Origin of the sequence: Paractinoplanes maris (assembly GCF_023544465.1) — a bacterium.
Lineage (GTDB): Bacteria > Actinomycetota > Actinomycetes > Mycobacteriales > Micromonosporaceae > Actinoplanes > Actinoplanes maris.
In genome coordinates, this window is sequence record NZ_JALPVL010000001.1 from 750616 (window position 1) to 768718 (window position 18103).

General features: G+C 70.6%; 15 protein-coding genes and 1 tRNA gene. 5 read left to right on the top strand and 11 right to left on the bottom strand.

Features of this window, described 5'->3' with window-relative positions; translation table 11 throughout:
* Window positions 1–96: 96 nt before the first annotated feature.
* The 3 genes from glmU to NAG42_RS03605 form a co-directional block, all read right to left on the bottom strand.
* Window positions 97–1557, bottom strand: coding sequence for a bifunctional UDP-N-acetylglucosamine diphosphorylase/glucosamine-1-phosphate N-acetyltransferase GlmU (gene glmU, locus NAG42_RS03595; protein WP_250027854.1), 1461 nt, complete (start codon window positions 1555–1557; stop codon window positions 97–99).
* A 90-nt stretch (window positions 1558–1647) separates the two neighbouring features.
* A tRNA-Gln gene (locus tag NAG42_RS03600) sits at window positions 1648–1718 on the bottom strand.
* Window positions 1719–1766: 48 nt separating this feature from the next.
* On the bottom strand, window positions 1767–2612 hold the full coding sequence (locus NAG42_RS03605) for a helix-turn-helix domain-containing protein (protein WP_250027856.1): 846 nt from the start codon (window positions 2610–2612) through the stop codon (window positions 1767–1769).
* Window positions 2613–2848: 236 nt separating this feature from the next.
* Between NAG42_RS03605 and NAG42_RS03610 the strand changes: the two genes are divergently transcribed.
* A complete protein-coding gene (locus NAG42_RS03610) occupies window positions 2849–3451 on the top strand; it encodes a TetR/AcrR family transcriptional regulator (protein WP_250027857.1) in 603 nt (200 codons plus the stop codon).
* 178 nt (window positions 3452–3629) lie between these two features.
* Here the strand turns inward: NAG42_RS03610 and NAG42_RS03615 are convergent, their stop codons facing one another.
* From NAG42_RS03615 to rsmA, 4 genes are all read right to left on the bottom strand, one after another.
* The gene (locus NAG42_RS03615) at window positions 3630–4091 is read right to left on the bottom strand and encodes a DUF4383 domain-containing protein (protein ID WP_250028348.1); all 462 of its coding nucleotides are present in this window, start codon (window positions 4089–4091) and stop codon (window positions 3630–3632) included.
* Window positions 4092–4171: 80 nt separating this feature from the next.
* Window positions 4172–5980 carry an ABC-F family ATP-binding cassette domain-containing protein gene (locus NAG42_RS03620; protein ID WP_250027859.1) on the bottom strand — a complete coding sequence of 603 codons (1809 nt, stop codon included), beginning with the start codon at window positions 5978–5980 and terminating at the stop codon, window positions 4172–4174.
* 7 nt (window positions 5981–5987) lie between these two features.
* Window positions 5988–6935, bottom strand: coding sequence for a 4-(cytidine 5'-diphospho)-2-C-methyl-D-erythritol kinase (locus NAG42_RS03625; protein WP_250027860.1), 948 nt, complete (start codon window positions 6933–6935; stop codon window positions 5988–5990).
* A gap of 76 nt (window positions 6936–7011) precedes the next feature.
* A complete protein-coding gene (gene rsmA, locus NAG42_RS03630) occupies window positions 7012–7893 on the bottom strand; it encodes a 16S rRNA (adenine(1518)-N(6)/adenine(1519)-N(6))-dimethyltransferase RsmA (protein ID WP_250027862.1) in 882 nt (293 codons plus the stop codon).
* Window positions 7894–7927: 34 nt separating this feature from the next.
* Between rsmA and NAG42_RS03635 the strand changes: the two genes are divergently transcribed.
* Window positions 7928–8350 carry a hypothetical protein gene (locus NAG42_RS03635; RefSeq protein ID WP_250027863.1) on the top strand — a complete coding sequence of 141 codons (423 nt, stop codon included), beginning with the start codon at window positions 7928–7930 and terminating at the stop codon, window positions 8348–8350.
* 11 nt (window positions 8351–8361) lie between these two features.
* On the opposite strand, the gene NAG42_RS03640 is transcribed toward NAG42_RS03635, so the two are convergent.
* Window positions 8362–9258 (bottom strand): TatD family hydrolase, encoded by an 897-nt coding sequence (locus NAG42_RS03640; protein ID WP_250027864.1) that lies wholly within the window; start codon window positions 9256–9258, stop codon window positions 8362–8364.
* A gap of 68 nt (window positions 9259–9326) precedes the next feature.
* Between NAG42_RS03640 and NAG42_RS03645 the strand changes: the two genes are divergently transcribed.
* Window positions 9327–10361 carry a hypothetical protein gene (locus NAG42_RS03645; RefSeq protein ID WP_250027865.1) on the top strand — a complete coding sequence of 345 codons (1035 nt, stop codon included), beginning with the start codon at window positions 9327–9329 and terminating at the stop codon, window positions 10359–10361.
* Between the two features lie 66 nt (window positions 10362–10427).
* On the opposite strand, the gene NAG42_RS03650 is transcribed toward NAG42_RS03645, so the two are convergent.
* Together NAG42_RS03650 and metG are read right to left on the bottom strand one after the other, a co-directional pair.
* Complete coding sequence (locus NAG42_RS03650) at window positions 10428–11702, bottom strand: hypothetical protein (RefSeq protein WP_250027866.1); 1275 nt, start codon at window positions 11700–11702, stop codon at window positions 10428–10430.
* 201 nt (window positions 11703–11903) lie between these two features.
* Window positions 11904–13700, bottom strand: a complete 1797-nt coding sequence (metG, locus tag NAG42_RS03655) for a methionine--tRNA ligase (RefSeq protein WP_250027867.1) — start codon at window positions 13698–13700, stop codon at window positions 11904–11906.
* A gap of 132 nt (window positions 13701–13832) precedes the next feature.
* Here metG and NAG42_RS03660 point away from each other — a divergent pair, with 132 nt between their 5' ends.
* Complete coding sequence (locus NAG42_RS03660) at window positions 13833–15158, top strand: hypothetical protein (RefSeq protein WP_250027868.1); 1326 nt, start codon at window positions 13833–13835, stop codon at window positions 15156–15158.
* Here NAG42_RS03660 and rsmI read toward each other — a convergent pair.
* Window positions 15152–16000, bottom strand: coding sequence for a 16S rRNA (cytidine(1402)-2'-O)-methyltransferase (gene rsmI, locus NAG42_RS03665; RefSeq protein ID WP_250027869.1), 849 nt, complete (start codon window positions 15998–16000; stop codon window positions 15152–15154). The genes NAG42_RS03660 and rsmI overlap by 7 nt on opposite strands.
* 75 nt (window positions 16001–16075) lie before the next feature.
* Here rsmI and NAG42_RS03670 point away from each other — a divergent pair, with 75 nt between their 5' ends.
* Window positions 16076–17653 (top strand): dolichyl-phosphate-mannose--protein mannosyltransferase, encoded by a 1578-nt coding sequence (locus NAG42_RS03670; RefSeq protein WP_250027870.1) that lies wholly within the window; start codon window positions 16076–16078, stop codon window positions 17651–17653.
* The last annotated feature ends 450 nt before the right edge of the window (window positions 17654–18103 follow it).

Sequence of the window (18103 nt, forward strand, 5' to 3'; positions counted from 1 at the left end):
AGCTCAGAGGCGATCAATTCCGCTGTCGGATACCCGCCAGACGACCGCCCACGCCTCCAGCTAACCGCACCCGCCGCGAGTTCGCCCGGCAGTCGGTCACTCGGCCGTGCTGACCTCGCCGGCCGCGTCCTTCTCGGCCAGCGCCCGCTCGGCCGCCGCAGCCGACACCGTGCCCGCCCGGCGGCGCGCCACCCAGCCCTCCACGTTGCGCTGCGGCGCCCGGGTGACACCCAGGCTGCCCGCCGGCACATCCTTCTGAATCGCGCTGCCCGCGGCCACATAAGCGCCCGGCTCGACCTCGACCGGCGCGATCAGCACGGTGTCGGACCCGACGAACGCGGCCTCACCCACCGTGGTGTGACTCTTGGTGACCCCGTCATAGTTCGCGAAGATCGTACCGGCGCCGATGTTGGCCTTCGCCCCGATCGTGGCATCCCCCACGTACGAAAGATGCGGCACCTTCGCACCCTCGCCCAGCTCGGCGTTCTTCGTCTCCACGAAACCGCCCACCTTGGCCTTACGCCCCAGCCGCGTGCCCGGCCGCAGGAACGAGAACGGCCCGACCGTCGCCTCGGCCCCGATCTGCGCCCCGATCGAATGCGTCCGCAGCACCACCGCGCCCGCACCCACCGTGGTGTCGATCAACGTCGTATCCGGCCCGACGATCGCCCCGGCACCCACGGTCGTCTCGCCGAGCAGCTGCGAATTCTGATCGATCTCAGCATCCGGCTCCAGCCGCACCGTGACATCGATCCACGTGGTCGACGGGTCGAGGATCGACACCCCCGCCCGCATCCACGCCTCATTCACCCGGTCGCGCAACAGCGCCCGCAGGCTCGCCAGCTCGGCCCGATCGTTGCAACCCAAAGTCTCGTCCGCGTCCGGCGCCACAAAGACCCCGACCGGGTGACCCACCGACGCCAAGATGCCGAAAACGTCGGTCAGATACTCCTCACCCTGATCGTTGTCGGTCGACAGCTTCGCCAACGCCTCCCGCAAGGAAACGGCGTCGAAGGCGTAGATGCCGGCGTTGATCTCCCGGATGGCGCGCACCTCGGCCGAAGCGTCACGCTCCTCCACGATCCGCTCCAGATTGCCGGCGCCGTCCCGCACGATGCGGCCCAGACCCGTCGGATCGGCCACCTCGGCCGCCAGCACGGTCGCCCCGCGCGCGCCCGACTCGTGCGCCTCGATCAGGTTGCCCACCGTCTCGGCCCGCAGCAGCGGCACGTCACCGTTGAGCACGACCACGGTGCCGGTGGCCTCAGGCAGAGCCTCGAGCGCGATCCGCACGGCGTGACCGGTGCCGTTCTGCTGCGCCTGCAACACCGGCGTGACGGCCGGCGCCACCTCGGCCAGGTGCGCCTCGACCAGGTCGGCCCGGTGCCCGACGACGACCACCGTCTGCTCGGCCCCGGCGGCCGACGAGGCGGTCAGCACGTGCCCGAGCAGGGTGCGCCCCAGCATCGGATGCAGCACCTTGGGAGTAGCGGACTTCATCCGCTTGCCCTCCCCGGCAGCAAGAACAACAACCGTACGACGAGGGGCCTGACTCACGCGGTACTCCCGTGTTCGCAGTAGTCACTCAAGTCGAGCGGCGACAACCGCCCGGTGGGTCCGGAAGCCCGGACCCATCCACAGGGCATGCTCGGCCGCCAGGATTCGAACCCGGAATACTCGGACCAAAACCGAGGGTGATGCCATTTCACTACGGCCGACTGGTTCGGTCGTCACACTAGCGCCTGACGCCCGCTTGGCAGAATCTACTATCTCCGGGCATCGAATGCTTCCATCACACCCTCCACCCTCCAGTAGAGCTCCCTTGACTGCGGCACTGAGATGACGAGGCAACCGTGATAGTCGTCACCGGTGTTCGCTCGCTTGGTCGACGGGTTGTGTCGCTTGATGGTCGGCCGCTGGAACAACTCGCGGGGGAGCCCAAGGCGCTCGGCCCACCAGTCACCTGCGACCTCGGCGTCTGAGCTCTCGTGAATTTGCACCCGATAACGCAGTGAGTCGACCTCGCGACCCTGCCCTTGCAGGAAGCGCAGGAACAGGCAGTGAAGGCGAGGGTCGTTGTTGATGAAAGTCAATCGATCGAGCCGCCGCCAGGGCTTCGACTTCGCACCCTCACACATGTAGACCAGTGCGCCGCCCAGGAGAAGATCCCGGTCTGTGATCTCGCCGACTTCACCGACGACACCAGCCCAAACGTCGCTCTGTCGACGATCACGGTCGACGCGATACTCGTCCCATCGAGCGGCAAGCATAAGGTCGGAGTGCGCCTTCTTCTCGCGAGCCCGCTCGGCATCGGGATCGAGCGGAAGATGCTTCACCCAGCTGTACGCGGTCGACTTCGCGACATCGAGCTTCATCGCTAGGTCGTTCACCGACCAACCCTTTTTACGCAACTCCACGGCCTCGCGGCGCAGATCATCCTTGGCATTGGGCCGGCTGGTCCACTCAGGCGGGGTTATGCCGCGCAGCCAATCCGTGAGTGTGCCGGTACTGACCCCCAGGTGCTTCCTCAGCTGTGAGATCGACAACCCCGGGTCCACTCGTAGCCGCCTGGCTTCTGCTCGTCTCGGGTCTTCCCCCGTGCTCATCTCCATGTCCCTACATTAATACGCACCAACTGAGGTTTGTAAGCATGTAGATGTGCCAAGTCGTTCCGCTCTCTTACTGATCAGGGCCGGAGGCTTGAGCGACATCACGACCATGCATCACACGGCGTTGTCGCGGGGCGATGCCGTCGGAGCGCACCTGGGAGGATGGCCGGGTGACGGATCCTGACGAGGGCGACGGCCGACAGCGGCGTGCAAGGCCGGCGACCGCCCCTCGGGTGCGCATGTCGGCTGCTCAGCGCCGGGAGCAGTTGATCGCCACCGGCCGTCAGCTCTTCGCCGAGCGTGGTTTCGACGCGACCAGCGTGGAGGAGGTCGCCGCCCGGGCCAAGGTGTCCAAGCCGGTGGTCTACGAGCATTTCGGGGGCAAGGAGGGCCTGTACGCGGTGGTGGTCGACCGTGAGGTGCGGGCGCTGCTCGACCGGATCACGGCCGCGCTCACCGCGGGTCACCCGCGGGAGTTGCTGGAGCAGGCGGCGCTGGCTCTTCTGGATTACATCGAGGAGGAGCCGCACGGCTTCCGGGTGCTGGTGCGGGAGTCGCCGGTGCTGGCGCCCGCGGGCACGTTCTCGAGTGTGATGAACGATGTCGCCCATCAGGTCGAGCACATTTTGGCGGCCGAGTTCAAGACCCGTGATCTGGATCCGAAGTTCGCGGAGCTCTATTCGCAGGCGCTGGTAGGCATGGTGGCGCTGGTCGGCCAGTGGTGGCGGGAGGCGCGGAAGCCGAAGAAGGAGATGGTGGCCGCCCAGTTGGTCAACCTGGCGTGGAACGGCCTGTCACATCTGGAGGCGAAGCCCACCTTGCTGACCCGCAAGATCCGCTAAGAGGCGGGCGCGCCGATCTTGCCGTGGAGGCCGGCGGCGAGCACGTTCAGGCCCAGGACGACCAGCACGATCACGCCGCGGTGGAGGAACCGGTCACGCCGAGGCCGATGGCGCCGAAGAGCGCCAGGTGGGCCCCGGCGAGGAACGCGAAGAAGCGGTGGACTGGGGTAGGGCGCGGTCAGGCCGTGCGGCCCTCGCGCACCTGGCGCGGCGCGCCGGCCTGGGACTGGGGCGCGACCTTGAGGTAGAGCCCGGCGGTGATCAGGATGAGGCCCACCAGGTAGGTCACGACGACCGTGGCGATGGTGAAGCCGAAGAAGTTGGCGTCGGTGCGGCTGGTGGCGAGCTCGTAGCTGCCGATGACCAGGATCGCCCAGCCGAGATATTTGTTGGCTTCGACGTCGAGGTTGCGGCCGAGCGCGGCGGTGGCCACCACGATGGCGCCGACGATGAGGGCGAGGATCGACCACAGCAGGTTGGTGCCCTGGCCGAGGACGCGGACGTCGCTGGCGCCGGTGAAGCTCTCACCGGAGGTCTGGATGATCCCGAGAACGCCGAAGACGACCAGGTAGGCGCCGGCGAGGAAGGTGAGCGCGCGGTAGAGAGGCCGCAGCGGGTGGTTGACCGGGGTGTGCGCCATGGTGTCCGTCTCCAAGGTCAGGTGTTGTACCCGCCGATTCTCGCGTATTGCCCTCAAGCGGCGCAGGCACACCCCCCGGATCAGTTTCCGGGCACCTGCTCGGCCAGCTCGAGCCAGGCCTCCTCGACCTCGCCTCGTTCCTTTTGTACCGCTTTGAGGTCGGCGTCCAGTTCCATCAGCTTGTCGTAGTCGCTGCCGTGCACGGCCAGCTTCTCGTTGATCTTGATGACCCGCTCGTCGAGCTTGGCGAGTTGCCGTTCGAGCCGGCTGAGATCCTTGCGAGCTTGGCGCACCTCGGCCGCGGAGAGGCCGGTCCCGGTCTCCGCTGCGCCGGCTTCCTTGCGTACGCCGGAAGTGCTCACCCCGCCGCCGAGGTGCGACACGGCCCGGGTGAGGTATTCGTCGATGCCACCGGGCAGGTGCACGAGCCGGCCGTCGCCGAACATCCCGTACGCCGTGTCGGTGACCCGCTCGACCAGGTAGCGGTCGTGGCTGGCGACGATCATCGTGCCCGGCCAGGAGTCGAGCAGGTCCTCCAGCGAGGCCAGGGTGTCGGTGTCGAGGTCGTTGGTGGGTTCGTCGAGGAGCAGCACGTTGGGCTCGGCGGCGAGCAGCCGCAGCAGCTGGAGCCGGCGCCGCTCGCCTCCGGAGAGGTCGCTGACCGGGGTCCAGATGCGCTTGTCGGTGAAGCCGAACACCTCGGCCAGCTGACCGGCGGAGAGCTCCCGGTCGCCGAGCTGGACCCGCTTGGCGACCTCTTCGACCGCCTCGAGCAGCCGCAACTGGCCGGGCAGCTCCTTGAGCTCCTGGGAGAGGAACGCCGCGCGGACCGTGGAGCCGGTGACCAGTCGGCCGCCGTCGGGCCGGGTGATGCCGGCCAGCAGCCGCAGCAGTGTGGTCTTGCCGGCTCCGTTGGCGCCGAGGATGGCGATGCGGTCGCCCGGGCCGACCTGCCAGGTGAGGTGGTCGAGGATCGGCTTGGTGCCCGCGGTGAGCGTCACGTCCTCGAGGTCGTAGACCTGCTTGCCGAGCCGGGAGGTGGCGAGCCGCTGAAGGCTGACCTTGTCTCGGACCGGCGGGACGTCGGCGATCAGCGCGTTGGCCGCGTCGATGCGGAACTGAGGCTTGGAGGTGCGGGCCGGCGGGCCGCGGCGCAGCCAGGCGATCTCCTTGCGGAGCAGGTTCTGCCGGCGGGACTCGGTGACCGCGGCGACCCGCTGACGCTCGGCGCGGGTGAGGATCCAGGCCGCGTAGCCGCCCTCGTAGGTGTGCACCTGCTCGTCGACGACCTCCCAGGTCGCCGTGCAGACCGCGTCGAGGAACCAGCGGTCGTGCGTGACGACGACGAGGGCGCCGCGGCGGGTGAGCAGGTGGCGGGCCAGCCAGTCGACCCCGGCCACGTCGAGGTGGTTGGTGGGCTCGTCGAGGATCAGCAGGTCGCTCTCGCGGACGAGCAGCGCGGCCAGCGCGACCCGGCGGCGCTCGCCACCGGACATCGGGCCGACCGGCGTCTCGAGGCCGAGGTAGCCCATGCCGAGGCCGTCGAGGATGGCCCGCACCCCGGCGTCGCCGGCCCACTCGTGCTCGGCGCCCATGCCCTCGCTCAGCCAGGCGGTGCCGAGGACGACGTCGCGGACGGTGGCCTCGGCGGCGAGGTCGAGTGTCTGCGGGAGGGTGGCGACCCGTAGGTCGCGCCGGAGGGTGACCCGGCCGGAGTCGGGTTCCTCGGATTTGGCCAGCATCCGCAGAAGAGTCGATTTGCCGGCTCCGTTGAGGCCGACGATGCCGATGCGCGCGTCGTCGTCGAGCCCCAGGGAGACGTCGGTGAGGAGTTGACCGGCGGCCCCATAGCCCTTGCTGACCCGGTCCAGGTTGATGATGTTCGCCACGATGCCTCTAGGTTACCCGCGCGCCCGGCATCGGGCCCCGGGCGGTGACCGCCTCGCGGCACACTCCGGCCGCGTTGAGCCCGGCCGCGACCCGTCCGGCGTGGGCGGCGTCGGTGGCCAGGAACACACAGGTGGGGCCGGAGCCGGAGACCAGGCCGGTGACGGCACCGGCCTCGCTGCCCGCCTTGAGCACGTCGGCCAGCTCGGGCCGGAGCGCGAGCGCGGCCGGTTGCAGGTCGTTGCCGAGCGCGGCGCCGAGCACCTCGGGGTCACGCTGGCGCAGCGCGGACATCAGCTCGTCGGCGTCGCCCAGGGCCTTGGGCGGCCAGGAGCCGGCGCGCAGCTCGTCGAGCTTGCGATAGACGTCGGGGGTCGACAGCCCGGCGTCGGCCACCGCGACCACCCAGTGCCAGGTGGTGGGGCGGGCCAGGATCGGGCTGATCGCCTCGCCGCGGCCGGTGCCCAGGGCGGTGCCGCCGTGCAGCAGGAACGGGACGTCGGAGCCGAGGCCGGCGCCGATCTCGGCGAGTTCCTCGCGGGTCATGCCGGTGCCCCACAGCAGGTCGCAGGCGATCAGCGCGGCCGCGGCGTCGGCGCTGCCCCCGGCCAGGCCGCCGGCCAGCGGGATCGTCTTGCGCAGGTGGAGCCGGGCGTAGGCCGGCACCCGGGTGCGGGCGGCGAGCGCCTTGGCGGCCCGGATGATCAGGTTGGTCTCGTCGAGGGCGAGCGCCCCGGTGCCCTCGCCCTCCATGGTCAGTGTGAGGGTGTCACCGGCCCGCGCGGTCAGCTCGTCGAACAGGCTGATCGCGTGGTAGACGGTGTTGAGCTCGTGGAACCCGTCGTCGCGCAGCGGCCCCACGCCGAGGTGCAGGTTGATCTTCGCAGGCACCCGGACGCGGACGGGCCCATGATGCCGGCGCGGCTCGTCGTCGTCCGGTCCCCAGGCCTCGGTCACGGAGTGTCGTCCCCGATCTGCAGTTCGGACGGAGCGTGCGGCCGCGCCGGGACGGGCTGCGGCGACGGGTCGGTCATCAGTCCACCCCTTCCGGCGGCTCGGACGCGGTGAGCTTACCGCCGGGGGGCGACAGTCCGGCCGCCGCGGCGATGGCCGCGAACTGTTCGACGGTCAGAGACTCGCCGCGGGCCTGCGGGCTGATCCCGGCCGCGACCAGCACCTGCTCGGCCCGGGCGGCGCCACCGGCCCAGCCCGCCAGGGCGGCCCGGAGGGTCTTGCGGCGCTGGGCGAAGGCGGCGTCGACCACGGCGAAGACCGCCCGGCGATCGGCGCCCGGGGGCGGGGTGCGACGGCTGAAGGCAACCAGGCCGGAGTCCACATTGGGGACCGGCCAGAACACCGCGGGCGGGACCTTGCCGGCCGCGCGGGCCTGCGCATACCAGGCCAATTTGACCGACGGGACCCCGTACACCTTGGAACCGGGACCGGCGACCAGCCGGTCGGCGACCTCTTTCTGCACCATCACCAGGCCGCCGCGCAGGGTCGGCAGCTGGGCGAGCAGGTGCAGCACCACGGGGACGGCCACGTTGTAGGGCAGGTTGGCCACCAGCATGGTGGGTGCGGGGTCGAAGTCGGCCCCGCGCACGTGCAGCGCGTCGGCCTGGTGCACGGTCAGGTGGGCGGCGGTGACCGTCTCGGGCAGCGCCGCCGCCAGCCGGGGGTCGATCTCGACGGCGTGCACGTGGCGCACGGCGCCGGCCAGGCCGAGGGTGAGCGACCCGAGGCCGGGGCCGACCTCGAGGGCCACGTCGTCGGGGGTCAGACCGGCGGCGGTGACGATGCGCCGGATCGTGTTGGGGTCGTGCAAAAAATTCTGGCCGAGCTTCTTCGTGGGGGCCACGCCGAGCCGGGCCGCCAGTTCCCGGATCTCCGCCGGGCCGAGAAGTGCGTCAGCCATGGTCTACAAGCCTAGACCGGGTACAAACGAGCGCATGACGCAGTTGCTGGAGTTGCGCGCGGTGGTCGAGGCGTCGCCGGATCGGGTGGCCGCGGTGCTGCTCGACGTGCGGCCCGGGGGTCACTCCCCGATCGCGGTCACCGGCACGGTCGAGGAGACCGACACCGGCAACGAGTTCGTGGTGATGCACGAGGGCAGCCGCATCTCGGTGGCCGTCGACGCGGGCGCCCGGATGGTCTCCCAGCAGGGCCAGTGGTGGTATCACGGGGTCTACGAGGTGGAGCCCGACCAGCGTGGCAGCCAGGTCGTCTACCGCATCCTCAACGTGGCGCCGCGGGCCCGCTGGGCGGTGCGCTTCGTCGCCCGGGGCCCGCTCGCGGCGGCGCCCACCCAGTTCGCCGGGCAGGTCGAACGGCTCGGCCGGCAACTGGGCGTGAGCGCCTGGGTCGAGGGGTGACACCGCTCCGGTCAGCGCCACGGGCCGAAGACACGTTCGCCGTTGGCCGAGATCGCGGCGCACAGCTCGTCGACGTCGTCGCCGCGGGTCGCGGCCAGTGAGCGGACGGTCAGCGGGATCAGATAGGACGCGTTGGGCCGCCCCCGGTGCGGCACCGGGGTCAGGTAGGGCGCGTCGGTCTCCACCATGATCTGCCCGGCCGGGGTGAGCGCGGCCGCCTCGCGCAGGCTGCCCGCGCTGGCGAAGGTGACGGTCCCGGCGAAACTCAGGTGGAAGCCGCGGCGTACGCACTCGGCGGCGAACACGGCGTCGCCCGAGAAGCAGTGCATCACGACCGTGTCCGGTGCGCCCTCCTCGTCCAGCACGCGCAGTACGTCCTGGTGGGCTTCGCGGTCGTGGATGATCAGCGCCTTGCCGTGCCGCTTGGCGATCGCGACGTGCGCGCGGAAGCTGATCTCCTGCGCGGCCCGGCCCTGTTCGCCCGTACGGAAGGTGTCCAGGCCCGTCTCGCCGATGCCCCGCACCCGGGGCTGACCGGCGAGCGCCTCGATGACCCGCAGCGACTCGTCCAGATCGGACAGCAGCGGCGCCTCGTTCGGGTGCAGCGCGACCGCGGCCAGCACCGACGGGTGCCGGGCGGCCAGTTCGGCCCCCCAGCGGGAGGACGGCTCGTCCACGCCGACCTGCACGATCCGGTCGACCCCGGCCTTCGCGGCGGCGGTGATCAGCGTCTCGACCGGGTCGGCCGCTTCGCCGCCGGGATCCGCCTCCTGAATGGTCAGGTCCAGGTGGGTATGGCTGTCGAAGACGGGGACAGCCAGCGGTTCGGCCGGCGGCGGGAACTCGCCGGCCCGGCGGCGGTCCCGGTCCCGGCGGGACTGCGAAGGTGACGATGACATGTGAGACATTCTGCACTTCGACCCGGTGGACACTGATTGTTCACCCGGAGTCCACCGCTGTTGACTAATTTCCGACCGTGACTGTGACCGGCGAGGACAGCGTGATCGAAACCGATCCGCTCGAGCCCCCGCTGTCCGCTCCGCTGCGGCGCGATCTCGACTGGGCCCGGGTGCAGCGGATGAGCCAGTCGGCCAACTTCCTGGACGATCCGGTCCTGCGCCAGATCCGCGCCACGGCGGCGGTCCGGCGCGGTACCCGGATGACCAAAGTGCTCTCTCCGGCGCAGGTCTCCGGCCATCTGGGTGGGTGGCTTCCGTACGGCTTCTGCTACCGGGCCTGCGACCTCGCCCACATCACCGACCCGCGGGAGCTGGCGCTGCTGGGCACCGACGGTGCGACCGACTCCGAAGTGGCGTACGCGTTGCGCTGGCGCGCCGTCGACCCGGCCGACTACGAGGTCCCTGGCGGCCGGGCCCAGCCCGGTCTGGCCGCGATCCAGTCGCACAACCGGATCGGCGCGATGATCCTGGGCACCGGTTTCACCCCGAGCACCGAGGAACTGATCCCGGAATACATCACCGCCGGTTTCGCCGACCTGCCGATCCCGGCCAACTCGCAGATCGTCGCGCACGTGCCGGGCGGCGAGGAGGTCATCCTCTACACCTTCCAGCCGGAGCAGAACGGCTGGCTGCGGCTGGCCGGCCCACGGTGGCGCCACCTGCTCGACAACCTGCCCGGGGTGAGCCCCGACCGCGAGTACGTGCCCTGCACGACGACCGGTTCGGCGCGGCTGGTCGGGCAGATCAAGGGCCGGGAGTACGAGGCGGTCGCCGACCCGCCGGAGGAGTTCCGGGTGCGGGCGCTGACCCGCGCGGCCCGCTACCCGGTGTCGACGCTGAGCCGGCGCGCCGAGCAGGCCCTGTGGCGGGGCACGCCGTGCTGGGTGCTGCAGCGCGACGAGGCCTGGGCCCGGCTGCGGCTGGTGCGCCCGGACAACGACTCCCTGCAGCACACGGGCGCCCGCTGCTACGAGCGTGGCGTCTACGAGTCGTGGGCGCCGGTGGGTGAGCTGCTCGACCACCACATCGCCGACATCCCGTACGCGCTCTGATCGCCAACGACGAAGCCGGCGCCACCCCGCGAAGGGTGACGCCGGCTTCGGCGTGTCAGCGGTGACTCAGTTGATGTAACGGCTGTAGTTGCCGTTGCTGTCGGCGTTCAGGTTCCCGGCCCAGTCCGCGGCGATCCCGGAGATGGCCAGACCACCCTTGGGCGTGCTCTTGACCGCGAGCGAGAACTTGCCACCCGACGGCTTGGCCGCGTTGAGGCACACATTGATGTTGGTGCTGGCGGTGACCGTGACCCACTTCTTCTTGGCCGACGACCAGCACGCCTCGGTGCCGTTGGGCTTGGCCACGACGGCGATGACGATCAGTTCCTTGACGCCCGAGCCGGTGTCCCCGACGGTGCCCTTGATCGCCTTCCAGGACGAGGCCTTGCCGGCGTTCGACGGCGGGATGATCTTGACGGTCGGCCGCGCGGTGTCCGGCTTCAGCGTGACCTTGCCCACGACCTGCGGAGTCGCCGCGCCGTACTTGTTGTAGGCGGTCGCCTTCAGGGTCTTGGTACCCGTCGGGACGAGCATGTTGTTCGGGGTGGCGTAGTAGTACCGGGTGATCTTCTGCTTCTTGGGCTTGGAGATCACCGTGGCCCGCCCGTCGCCCCAGGCCACCGTGATCTTGGTGGCCCCGGCCGGCACGCTGAGCAGTTCCCAGACGAACTTCTGGCCGTGGAAGACCGAGGTGCGGCTGAGCTTGTACTTCACCGACGACGGCACGACGGTCGGACCGACCGACTTGACCACGCGCTTGTTGCCCGCGGCGTCGGTCAGCGTCAGCGTGATCGGCTTCTTGCCGGACGACTTGTAGGTGTGCGCGATGGACGTGGCCGACGTGCTCACGGTCGAGCTGGCGCCGTCACCCCAGGTCACCACGCGCTTGATCTGCGCGGGCGTGCTCACGTTGTCCTTGATGCCGGTCAGCGTCAGCGTGACCGACTGGCCGGGGAAGATCGACCAGCGGTTCGGCGCGAACGTGCCGCTGGGCGCGGTCTTGTCCGCGGGCGGCGGCGGCGTGGTGGTCGCCGGCGGCGTCGTGACCGGCGGGGTCGTGACCGGCGGCGTCGTAGCCGGCGGCGTCGTGGCCGGCGTCGTCGTCTCCGTGGGCGGCGGCAGCGTGGTGGGCGGCGCCGTCGGGTCGCCGGGCGGCGGCGGCGTGGGCTTGGTGGTGGTCGGATCCGGCGCCGGGGTGGTCGGCTCCGCGGTCGGAGTGCCCGACTCGGTCGCGGTGGGCGTCGGCTCGGCGAACGCAGGCGCGGCGAACAGGCCGCCGCCGGCCAGGAACGCACCGCTGACAACCGCGGCGAGCAGCGGACGTGAGAGGCGAGAGTTCAAGGAAATTCTCCTTCGAGGGGGTCAAACCTCACGAAGGGGACGTGGATGACACGGCTCGCGTCAGGACGGAGCCGTATCGATGCAACGCTGGTGTTCCCCCGTGGAGCGCAGACGCTACCTGATCACTATTACGTGAATCAATCCCATAAATGAACAAGGCCCGTTCGCACCGGGCGAACGGACCTTGCGGGGGAAGCGGGATCAGCCGGCCAGACGGGCAATTTCCTCCTCGATCACCGAGGGCTCGAGCTTGCGGAAGACCGGCTTGGGAGCGGCCAGCGGCGTGCCGGCCACCAGCGGCACCGACTCCCAGCGCGCGCCGACCGTGTAGTCGCCGGTGAGCACGGGATAGGACGGGCCGCCGTCGAGGTCGTCGACCTGCTCGATCCGCGGCATCGGCGCGTGCACGCCCTCACCGCCGAGCAGTTCGAACACCTTCTGCGCGGAGTGCGGCAGGAACGGGGTCAGCAGCGTGTTGGCGTCGCTGACGGCCTGCAGCGCGACCGCGAGGACGGTGGCCTGACGGGGCTTGTCCTCATCGGACTTGAGTTTCCAGGGAGCCTGGTCGGAGAGGTACTTGTTGGCCTCGGCGACCACGCGCATGGCCTCGCCGATCGCCGCCTTCTGCCGGTGCTTGCCGATCAGCTCGCCGACCGTGGTGAAGCCGGTCCGGGTGGCCGCCAGCAGCGCCTCGTCCTCGGGCGTCAGCTCACCGCGCTCCGGGATGGCACCGAAGTTCTTGGCGGCCAGCGAGATCGAGCGGTTGACCAGGTTGCCCCAGCCCGCGACGAGCTCGTCGTTGTTGCGCCGGACGAACTCGGCCCAGGTGAAGTCGGTGTCGTTGGACTCGGGACCGGCCACCGCGATGAAGTAGCGCAACGCGTCGGCGTCGTAGCGCTCCAGGAAGTCCCGCACGTAGATGACGACCCGCCGCGACGAGGAGAACTTCTTGCCCTCCATCGTCAGGAACTCGCTCGAGACCACCTCGGTGGGCAGGTTGAGCCGGCCCAGCTCGCCCGGCTCGCCGCCCTTGTCACCCTCGCCCGAGTAGCCGAGCAGCAGCGCCGGCCAGATCACCGAGTGGAAGACGATGTTGTCCTTGCCCATGAAGTAGTAGCCGAGCGCGTCCTTGCCCTGCGCGTCGGCCGACCACCACTGCCGCCACGCCTCGGAGTCGCCGGAGCGGCGGGCCCATTCGATCGAGGCCGACAGATAGCCGATGACCGCGTCGAACCACACGTAGATGCGCTTGTCGTTGCGGTCGCGCCAGCCGTCGAGCGGGATCGGCACACCCCACTCGAGGTCGCGGGTGATCGCCCGCGGCTGGAGGTCGTCGAGCAGGTTGCGGGAGAACTTCAGGACGTTGGGACGCCAGTTCTCCCGCTGGTCGAGCCAGTTGCCGATGGCCTCGGCGAAGGCCGGCAGGTCGAGGAAGAAGTGCTCGGTCTCGACGAACTCCGGGGTCTCCCCGTTGATCTTCGACCGGGGGTTGATGAGCTGCTCGGGGTCGAGCTGGTTGCCGCAGTTGTCGCACTGGTCGCCGCGGGCGGCGTCGTAGCCGCAGATCGGGCAGGTGCCCTCGATGTAACGGTCGGGCAGGGTGCGCCCGGTCGACGGAGACCGCGCGCCCAGCGTGGTGCGCTTGACGATGTAGCCGTTGCGCTCGAGAGCGGTGAACAGCTCCTGCACCACGGCGTAGTGGTTGCGCGTAGTGGTGCGGGTGAACAGGTCGTAGCTCAAGCCCAGACCGTGCAGGTCCTCGACGATCACCCGGTTGTAGCGGTCGGCCAGCTCGCGGGCGGTCACGCCCTCGGCGTCGGCCTGCACCTGGATCGGCGTGCCGTGCTCGTCGGTGCCCGAGACCATGAGCACGTCATGACCGGCCATGCGCATATACCGGCTGAAAACGTCGGAGGGCACCCCGAAGCCGGAGACATGACCGATGTGGCGCGGGCCGTTGGCGTAGGGCCAGGCGACCGCGGCGAGAACGTGACTCATGAGGACCAAGAGTAGTGAGCGGCCCGGTCGCCGAGCGAACGGATTCGTTCAGCCCTCCGCGAGATACCTATTTATCACGACACGCCCCATTCAAAACACGGCGGGGACCCCTGCGCGTAGTCCAATGGACGCGTGCTCGGAGATACGCCACAACCTGGGGAAACGCCTCGCAGTGAGGGCGATCCGTGGTCGTTCGCCGATCCCGGCGCGGCCTGGTGGCGCGGCGAGACCGGTCGCTCGTCCGGGGACGCCGCGCCGAGCCACCCGCCCCGGCGGCCCGCCCAGAAGGTCGAACAGCCCGCCGGCGGCACCGGCGTGCTGCTGCCGCCGGAGGTCGTGCCCCGCTCCGCCGAGGCCGCCGAGGCGCACGCGGCCGCAGCTCAGGACGTCGCCGAAGCCATCGCGGTGGAACCGCCCGCGGTCGAGCGCGACCACGATCGGCCCGACCCGCACCGGTACGACCCGTTGAAGCCCCCGGCCGGGCACGTCGCCCAGGTGTCGCCCCGAACGGTGGCCGCCGACGCTCCCGCGCCGCCCACAACGCCCGCCGCGCCCACAAAGCCCACGCCGGCCGCGGCGCCTACAAAGCCCGCCACGCCCACCAAGCCCGCGCCGCCCGCGCAGGCGACACCGCCCGCGCCGCCGCGGGCCACAGTCACCCCGCCGCCCGACGACGTGATGGTGCTGCCCGAGCCGAGCCTGCACCACCGCCCGACCGTGCCGCTGGACCGCCCGATGCCGGCCCGCCCCCGCCAGGGCGGCAACTCGGTCGTACGCCCGGCCCAGCCCTTGCCCCCGCCGACCGGCTCGGCGTCCACCGACGCCCGCCTCGAGCGGCTCGAGAACTCCCCGTTCTGGCGCGACCCGGTCGACGACACGATCGAGGTGCCGCCCGGCGAGGAACCCGCGCCCGTGCTCACCCGGGCCCGCCACCGGGGCACCGGGCGGGCTTCGCGCAAACCCACCGGCCGCCCGGTGTCGGCCCAGGTCTCGCTGGTGGCGCTCGGCCTGGTGGCCGCGTTCTTCGCCTGGGTCAGCGCGGAGCCGTTCTGGCTCGCGGTCGGCCACGGCGACCAGGGGTACGCCACCACCACGCGCTGCACCGGCGACGGCGTCACCCAGCGCTGCGCCGGCCGGTTCACCGACGCCGGCGGCCGCTACACGATCAGCCCGGTGCGGCTGCTGGGCGTCGAGGGTCAGGCACGGCAGCCCGGCACGGTCACCCCGGCCCGGATGGTCAGCCCGGACAGTCTCCAGGCGTACGTCGGCGGGACCGGAGCCCTGTTCCAGCTGCGCTGGATGCTCGGTTTCGCCCTGGTGCTGCTGTGCGGATACGCCATCGCGGGGGTGACCAGGGCCCGGCGGCTCGACACGTCCCGGGCCCGGCGGGTGGCGGTGCTGCTCAGCCTGGCCGGGCCGCTGGCCCTGCTGGCCGGCTTCCTCGCGGCGACCTACTGACCGTGCACCAGCGCGTAGACCTCGCGCTTGCGGATCCCGTACTCGTCGGCGACCACCTGGATCGCGTCGCGCCGGGATGACCCGGCCGCCTCGAGCTCGGCCACCGCGGCCCGCAGATCGTCGTCGGCCGGGCGCTCGGCCGGGCGCGGCGGGGCGCCGCCCACGACGACGGTGATCTCGCCCCGCGGCTCCTCGCGGACCGCCCAGGCGGCCAGCTCGGCCGCGGGGCCGCGCCGGATCTCCTCGTACGTCTTGGTCAGCTCCCGGCAGACCGCGGCCGGCCGCTCGTCGCCGAACGTGGCGGCCAGGTCGGCCAGCATGCCCGCGATGCGGTGCGGCGCCTCGAAGAAGACCAGCGTGCGGGGCTCGGCCGCGAGCTCGCGCAGGCGGGAACGGCGGTGCGACCCGGTCCGGGGAAGGAAACCCTCGAAGACGAAGCGGTCGCTCGGCAGGCCGGAGAGCGCCAGCGCGGTCGTCACGGCGCTCGGGCCGGGTGCCGCGGTGACCGGGTATCCGGCGTCCATCGCCGCCCGCACCAGGCGGAACCCCGGATCGGAGACGCTCGGCATGCCGCCGTCGGTCACCACGGCGACCACCGCGCCGCCGGCCAGCGCCTCGACCAGCTCCGGGGTGCGCTTCTCGTCGTTGCCCTCGAAGTACGAGACGACCCGCCCGGTGACCGTCACCCCCAGATCCCGGGTGAGCCGGGCCAGGCGGCGGGTGTCCTCGGCCGCGATCACGTCGGCGGTGGACAGCACCTCGCGCAGCCGCGCCGAGGCGTCGCCGATGTTGCCCAGCGGGGCGCCGAGCAGAACAACCCGGCCTTTCTCTGTCGCGTCCACGGCGAAAGTCCATCACACGCCCGGACCCGGTGACGGCAGGCGTCACCATCCAGCCGCACGCCCTACGATCGCGGGGTGACTACGGCGCCCGCGACGGAGACTGAGCTCACCACGGACCCGCCTGCGGCGGCCGAGCCCGGGGGCCTGCGCGGCGTCCCCGAGATCGTCCGGCGGCGGCTCAGCACCCTCGACAACTGGCTCAACCCGTACTCGTGGCTGGTCACCGCGGTCATCGTGGTGATCGCGGCCATCCTGCGGCTCAACGGGATCAGCAACCCGAAGGGCTACATCTTCGACGAGGTCTACTACCCGACCGACGCCTGGGACATGTTGCAGCACGGCGTGGAGTGGGACGAGAAGAGCAACAGCGCGGCCTACGTGGTGCACCCGCCGCTGGGCAAGTGGCTGATCGGGCTGGGCGAGCTGGTGTTCGGCAACAACGAGCTGGGCTGGCGGTTCCCGGCCGCGATCGCCGGCATCGTGATGATCCTGATCCTGATCCGGGTCACCTACCGGCTGTTCCACTCGGTGCTGCTCGCCGGCCTGGCCGGTCTGCTGATGACGCTCGACGGTTTCCAGCTGGTGCTCTCGCGCACGTCGCTGCTCGACATCTTCCTGGCGACCTTCCTGCTGGCCACGTTCGCCGCGCTGGTGCTCGACCGCGACCACTACCGGCGGCAGTGGCTGCGGGCGCTCGAGAACGGCTACGACCCGGCCCGGACCGCCGCCGTGCCGCGGATCGTCCCTTGGTGGCTGCTGGTCGCCGGTGTGACGTTCGGCCTGGCCTGCGGCGTGAAGTGGAGCGCGCTGTTCTTCGCGCCGTTCCTGGCCGGTCTGGTGATCGCCTGGCGGGTGCAGGCGCGCCGCTCGGCCGGGGTCCGCGGGCCGTTCCTGGCCGGCATCCTGGGCGACCTCGGCTGGCTGCTGCTCAGCTTCGCGCTCACGTTCGTGATCTACCTGGCCACGTGGACCGGCTGGTTCGTCACCGACACCGGCTACTACCGGCACGACCGCGAGGCCAACGGGCTCGGCGAGCCACCGGTCTTCGGCGCGTTGCTCAACCTGTGGCACTACCACGAGATGGCCTACCGCTTCCACAGTGGCCTGACCGAGCGGCACGTCTATCAGTCGTGGCCGTGGCAGTGGCTGCTGCTCGGCCGGCCGGTCGCCTTCTACTGGAACAACAGCGGCGACTGCGGCGCCCCGAGCTGCGCCCGGGAGATCCTGCTGCTCGGCACGCCGGTCCTGTGGTGGTCGTTCCTGCCCGCGCTGGCCGGCCTGGTTTGGTTCGGCCTGGCCCGCCGCGACTGGCGCGCCTGGGCGATCCTGGTGCCCGCGGTGGCCGGCCTGCTGCCGTGGTTCTACTTCGCGGTCAAGGACGGCCGCACGATGTTCTCGTTCTACGCCCTGCCCGCGCTGCCGTTCCTGATCCTGGCCGTCGTCTACGTGCTCGGCGCCATCATGACGCCACCGGAGGGCGTGGCCCAGGGCAAGGCGCGAACGGATCGCCAACTGATCGGCACCGTGGTGGCCGCGGCCTACCTGGTGCTGGTGGCCGTCTGCTTCGCCTACTTCTATCCCGTGTTTGTGGGCCAGGTGCTCCCGTACGAGAGCTGGTCGAACCGCATGTGGCTGGGCAGTCGCTGGATCTGACCCGCTCCCGACGAGCCGCCGCCGTGGACCGGCACCACGCGGCGGCTTGTCGCGTCCGCGGGATTTTCGCTCGACCGACCGCGACTGACCAGCGGTGCGGGAGCGGAGAAAGAAAGGGCGCGCCCCGATCGCCTGCCACGGGGGAAGCGGGCGATAGGGGCGCGCAAGATGAAGCTTAACGACCTGCGATGACGGATACAACGGGTGGCCAGGGGAACTTTCAAATTTCGATCATGCCTGTCCAGCAACTCGGACATACTGGTGTATTCTCAATAAGAACCGCAATTAGGACCGTGAATGTGTTTCGCCATTTTGCCTCTTTCACTGTCGTTGATATGACAGGAAAACAATGCGGAAAATGGCGTAACCTTCGGCCCCCCACCGTTGCCGCGCAGCTCAGAGAGGTGCGCTTTCCGGTGGCACAGATGACGTGCCATCTGGTCAAACGCT

What these genes read in the sequence shown, in the direction of transcription:
- rsmA (WP_250027862.1), bottom strand. Translation starts at nt 7,893, where the DNA reads ATGGCTGACGCACTTCTCGGCCCGGCGGAGATCCGGGAACTGGCGGCC.
- metG (WP_250027867.1), bottom strand. Translation starts at nt 13,700, where the DNA reads ATGAGTCACGTTCTCGCCGCGGTCGCCTGGCCCTACGCCAACGGCCCG.
- NAG42_RS03605 (WP_250027856.1), bottom strand. Translation starts at nt 2,612, where the DNA reads ATGGAGATGAGCACGGGGGAAGACCCGAGACGAGCAGAAGCCAGGCGG.
- NAG42_RS03640 (WP_250027864.1), bottom strand. Translation starts at nt 9,258, where the DNA reads ATGTCTCACATGTCATCGTCACCTTCGCAGTCCCGCCGGGACCGGGAC.
- NAG42_RS03610 (WP_250027857.1), top strand. Translation starts at nt 2,849, where the DNA reads ATGTCGGCTGCTCAGCGCCGGGAGCAGTTGATCGCCACCGGCCGTCAG.
- NAG42_RS03635 (WP_250027863.1), top strand. Translation starts at nt 7,928, where the DNA reads ATGACGCAGTTGCTGGAGTTGCGCGCGGTGGTCGAGGCGTCGCCGGAT.
- NAG42_RS03615 (WP_250028348.1), bottom strand. Translation starts at nt 4,091, where the DNA reads ATGGCGCACACCCCGGTCAACCACCCGCTGCGGCCTCTCTACCGCGCG.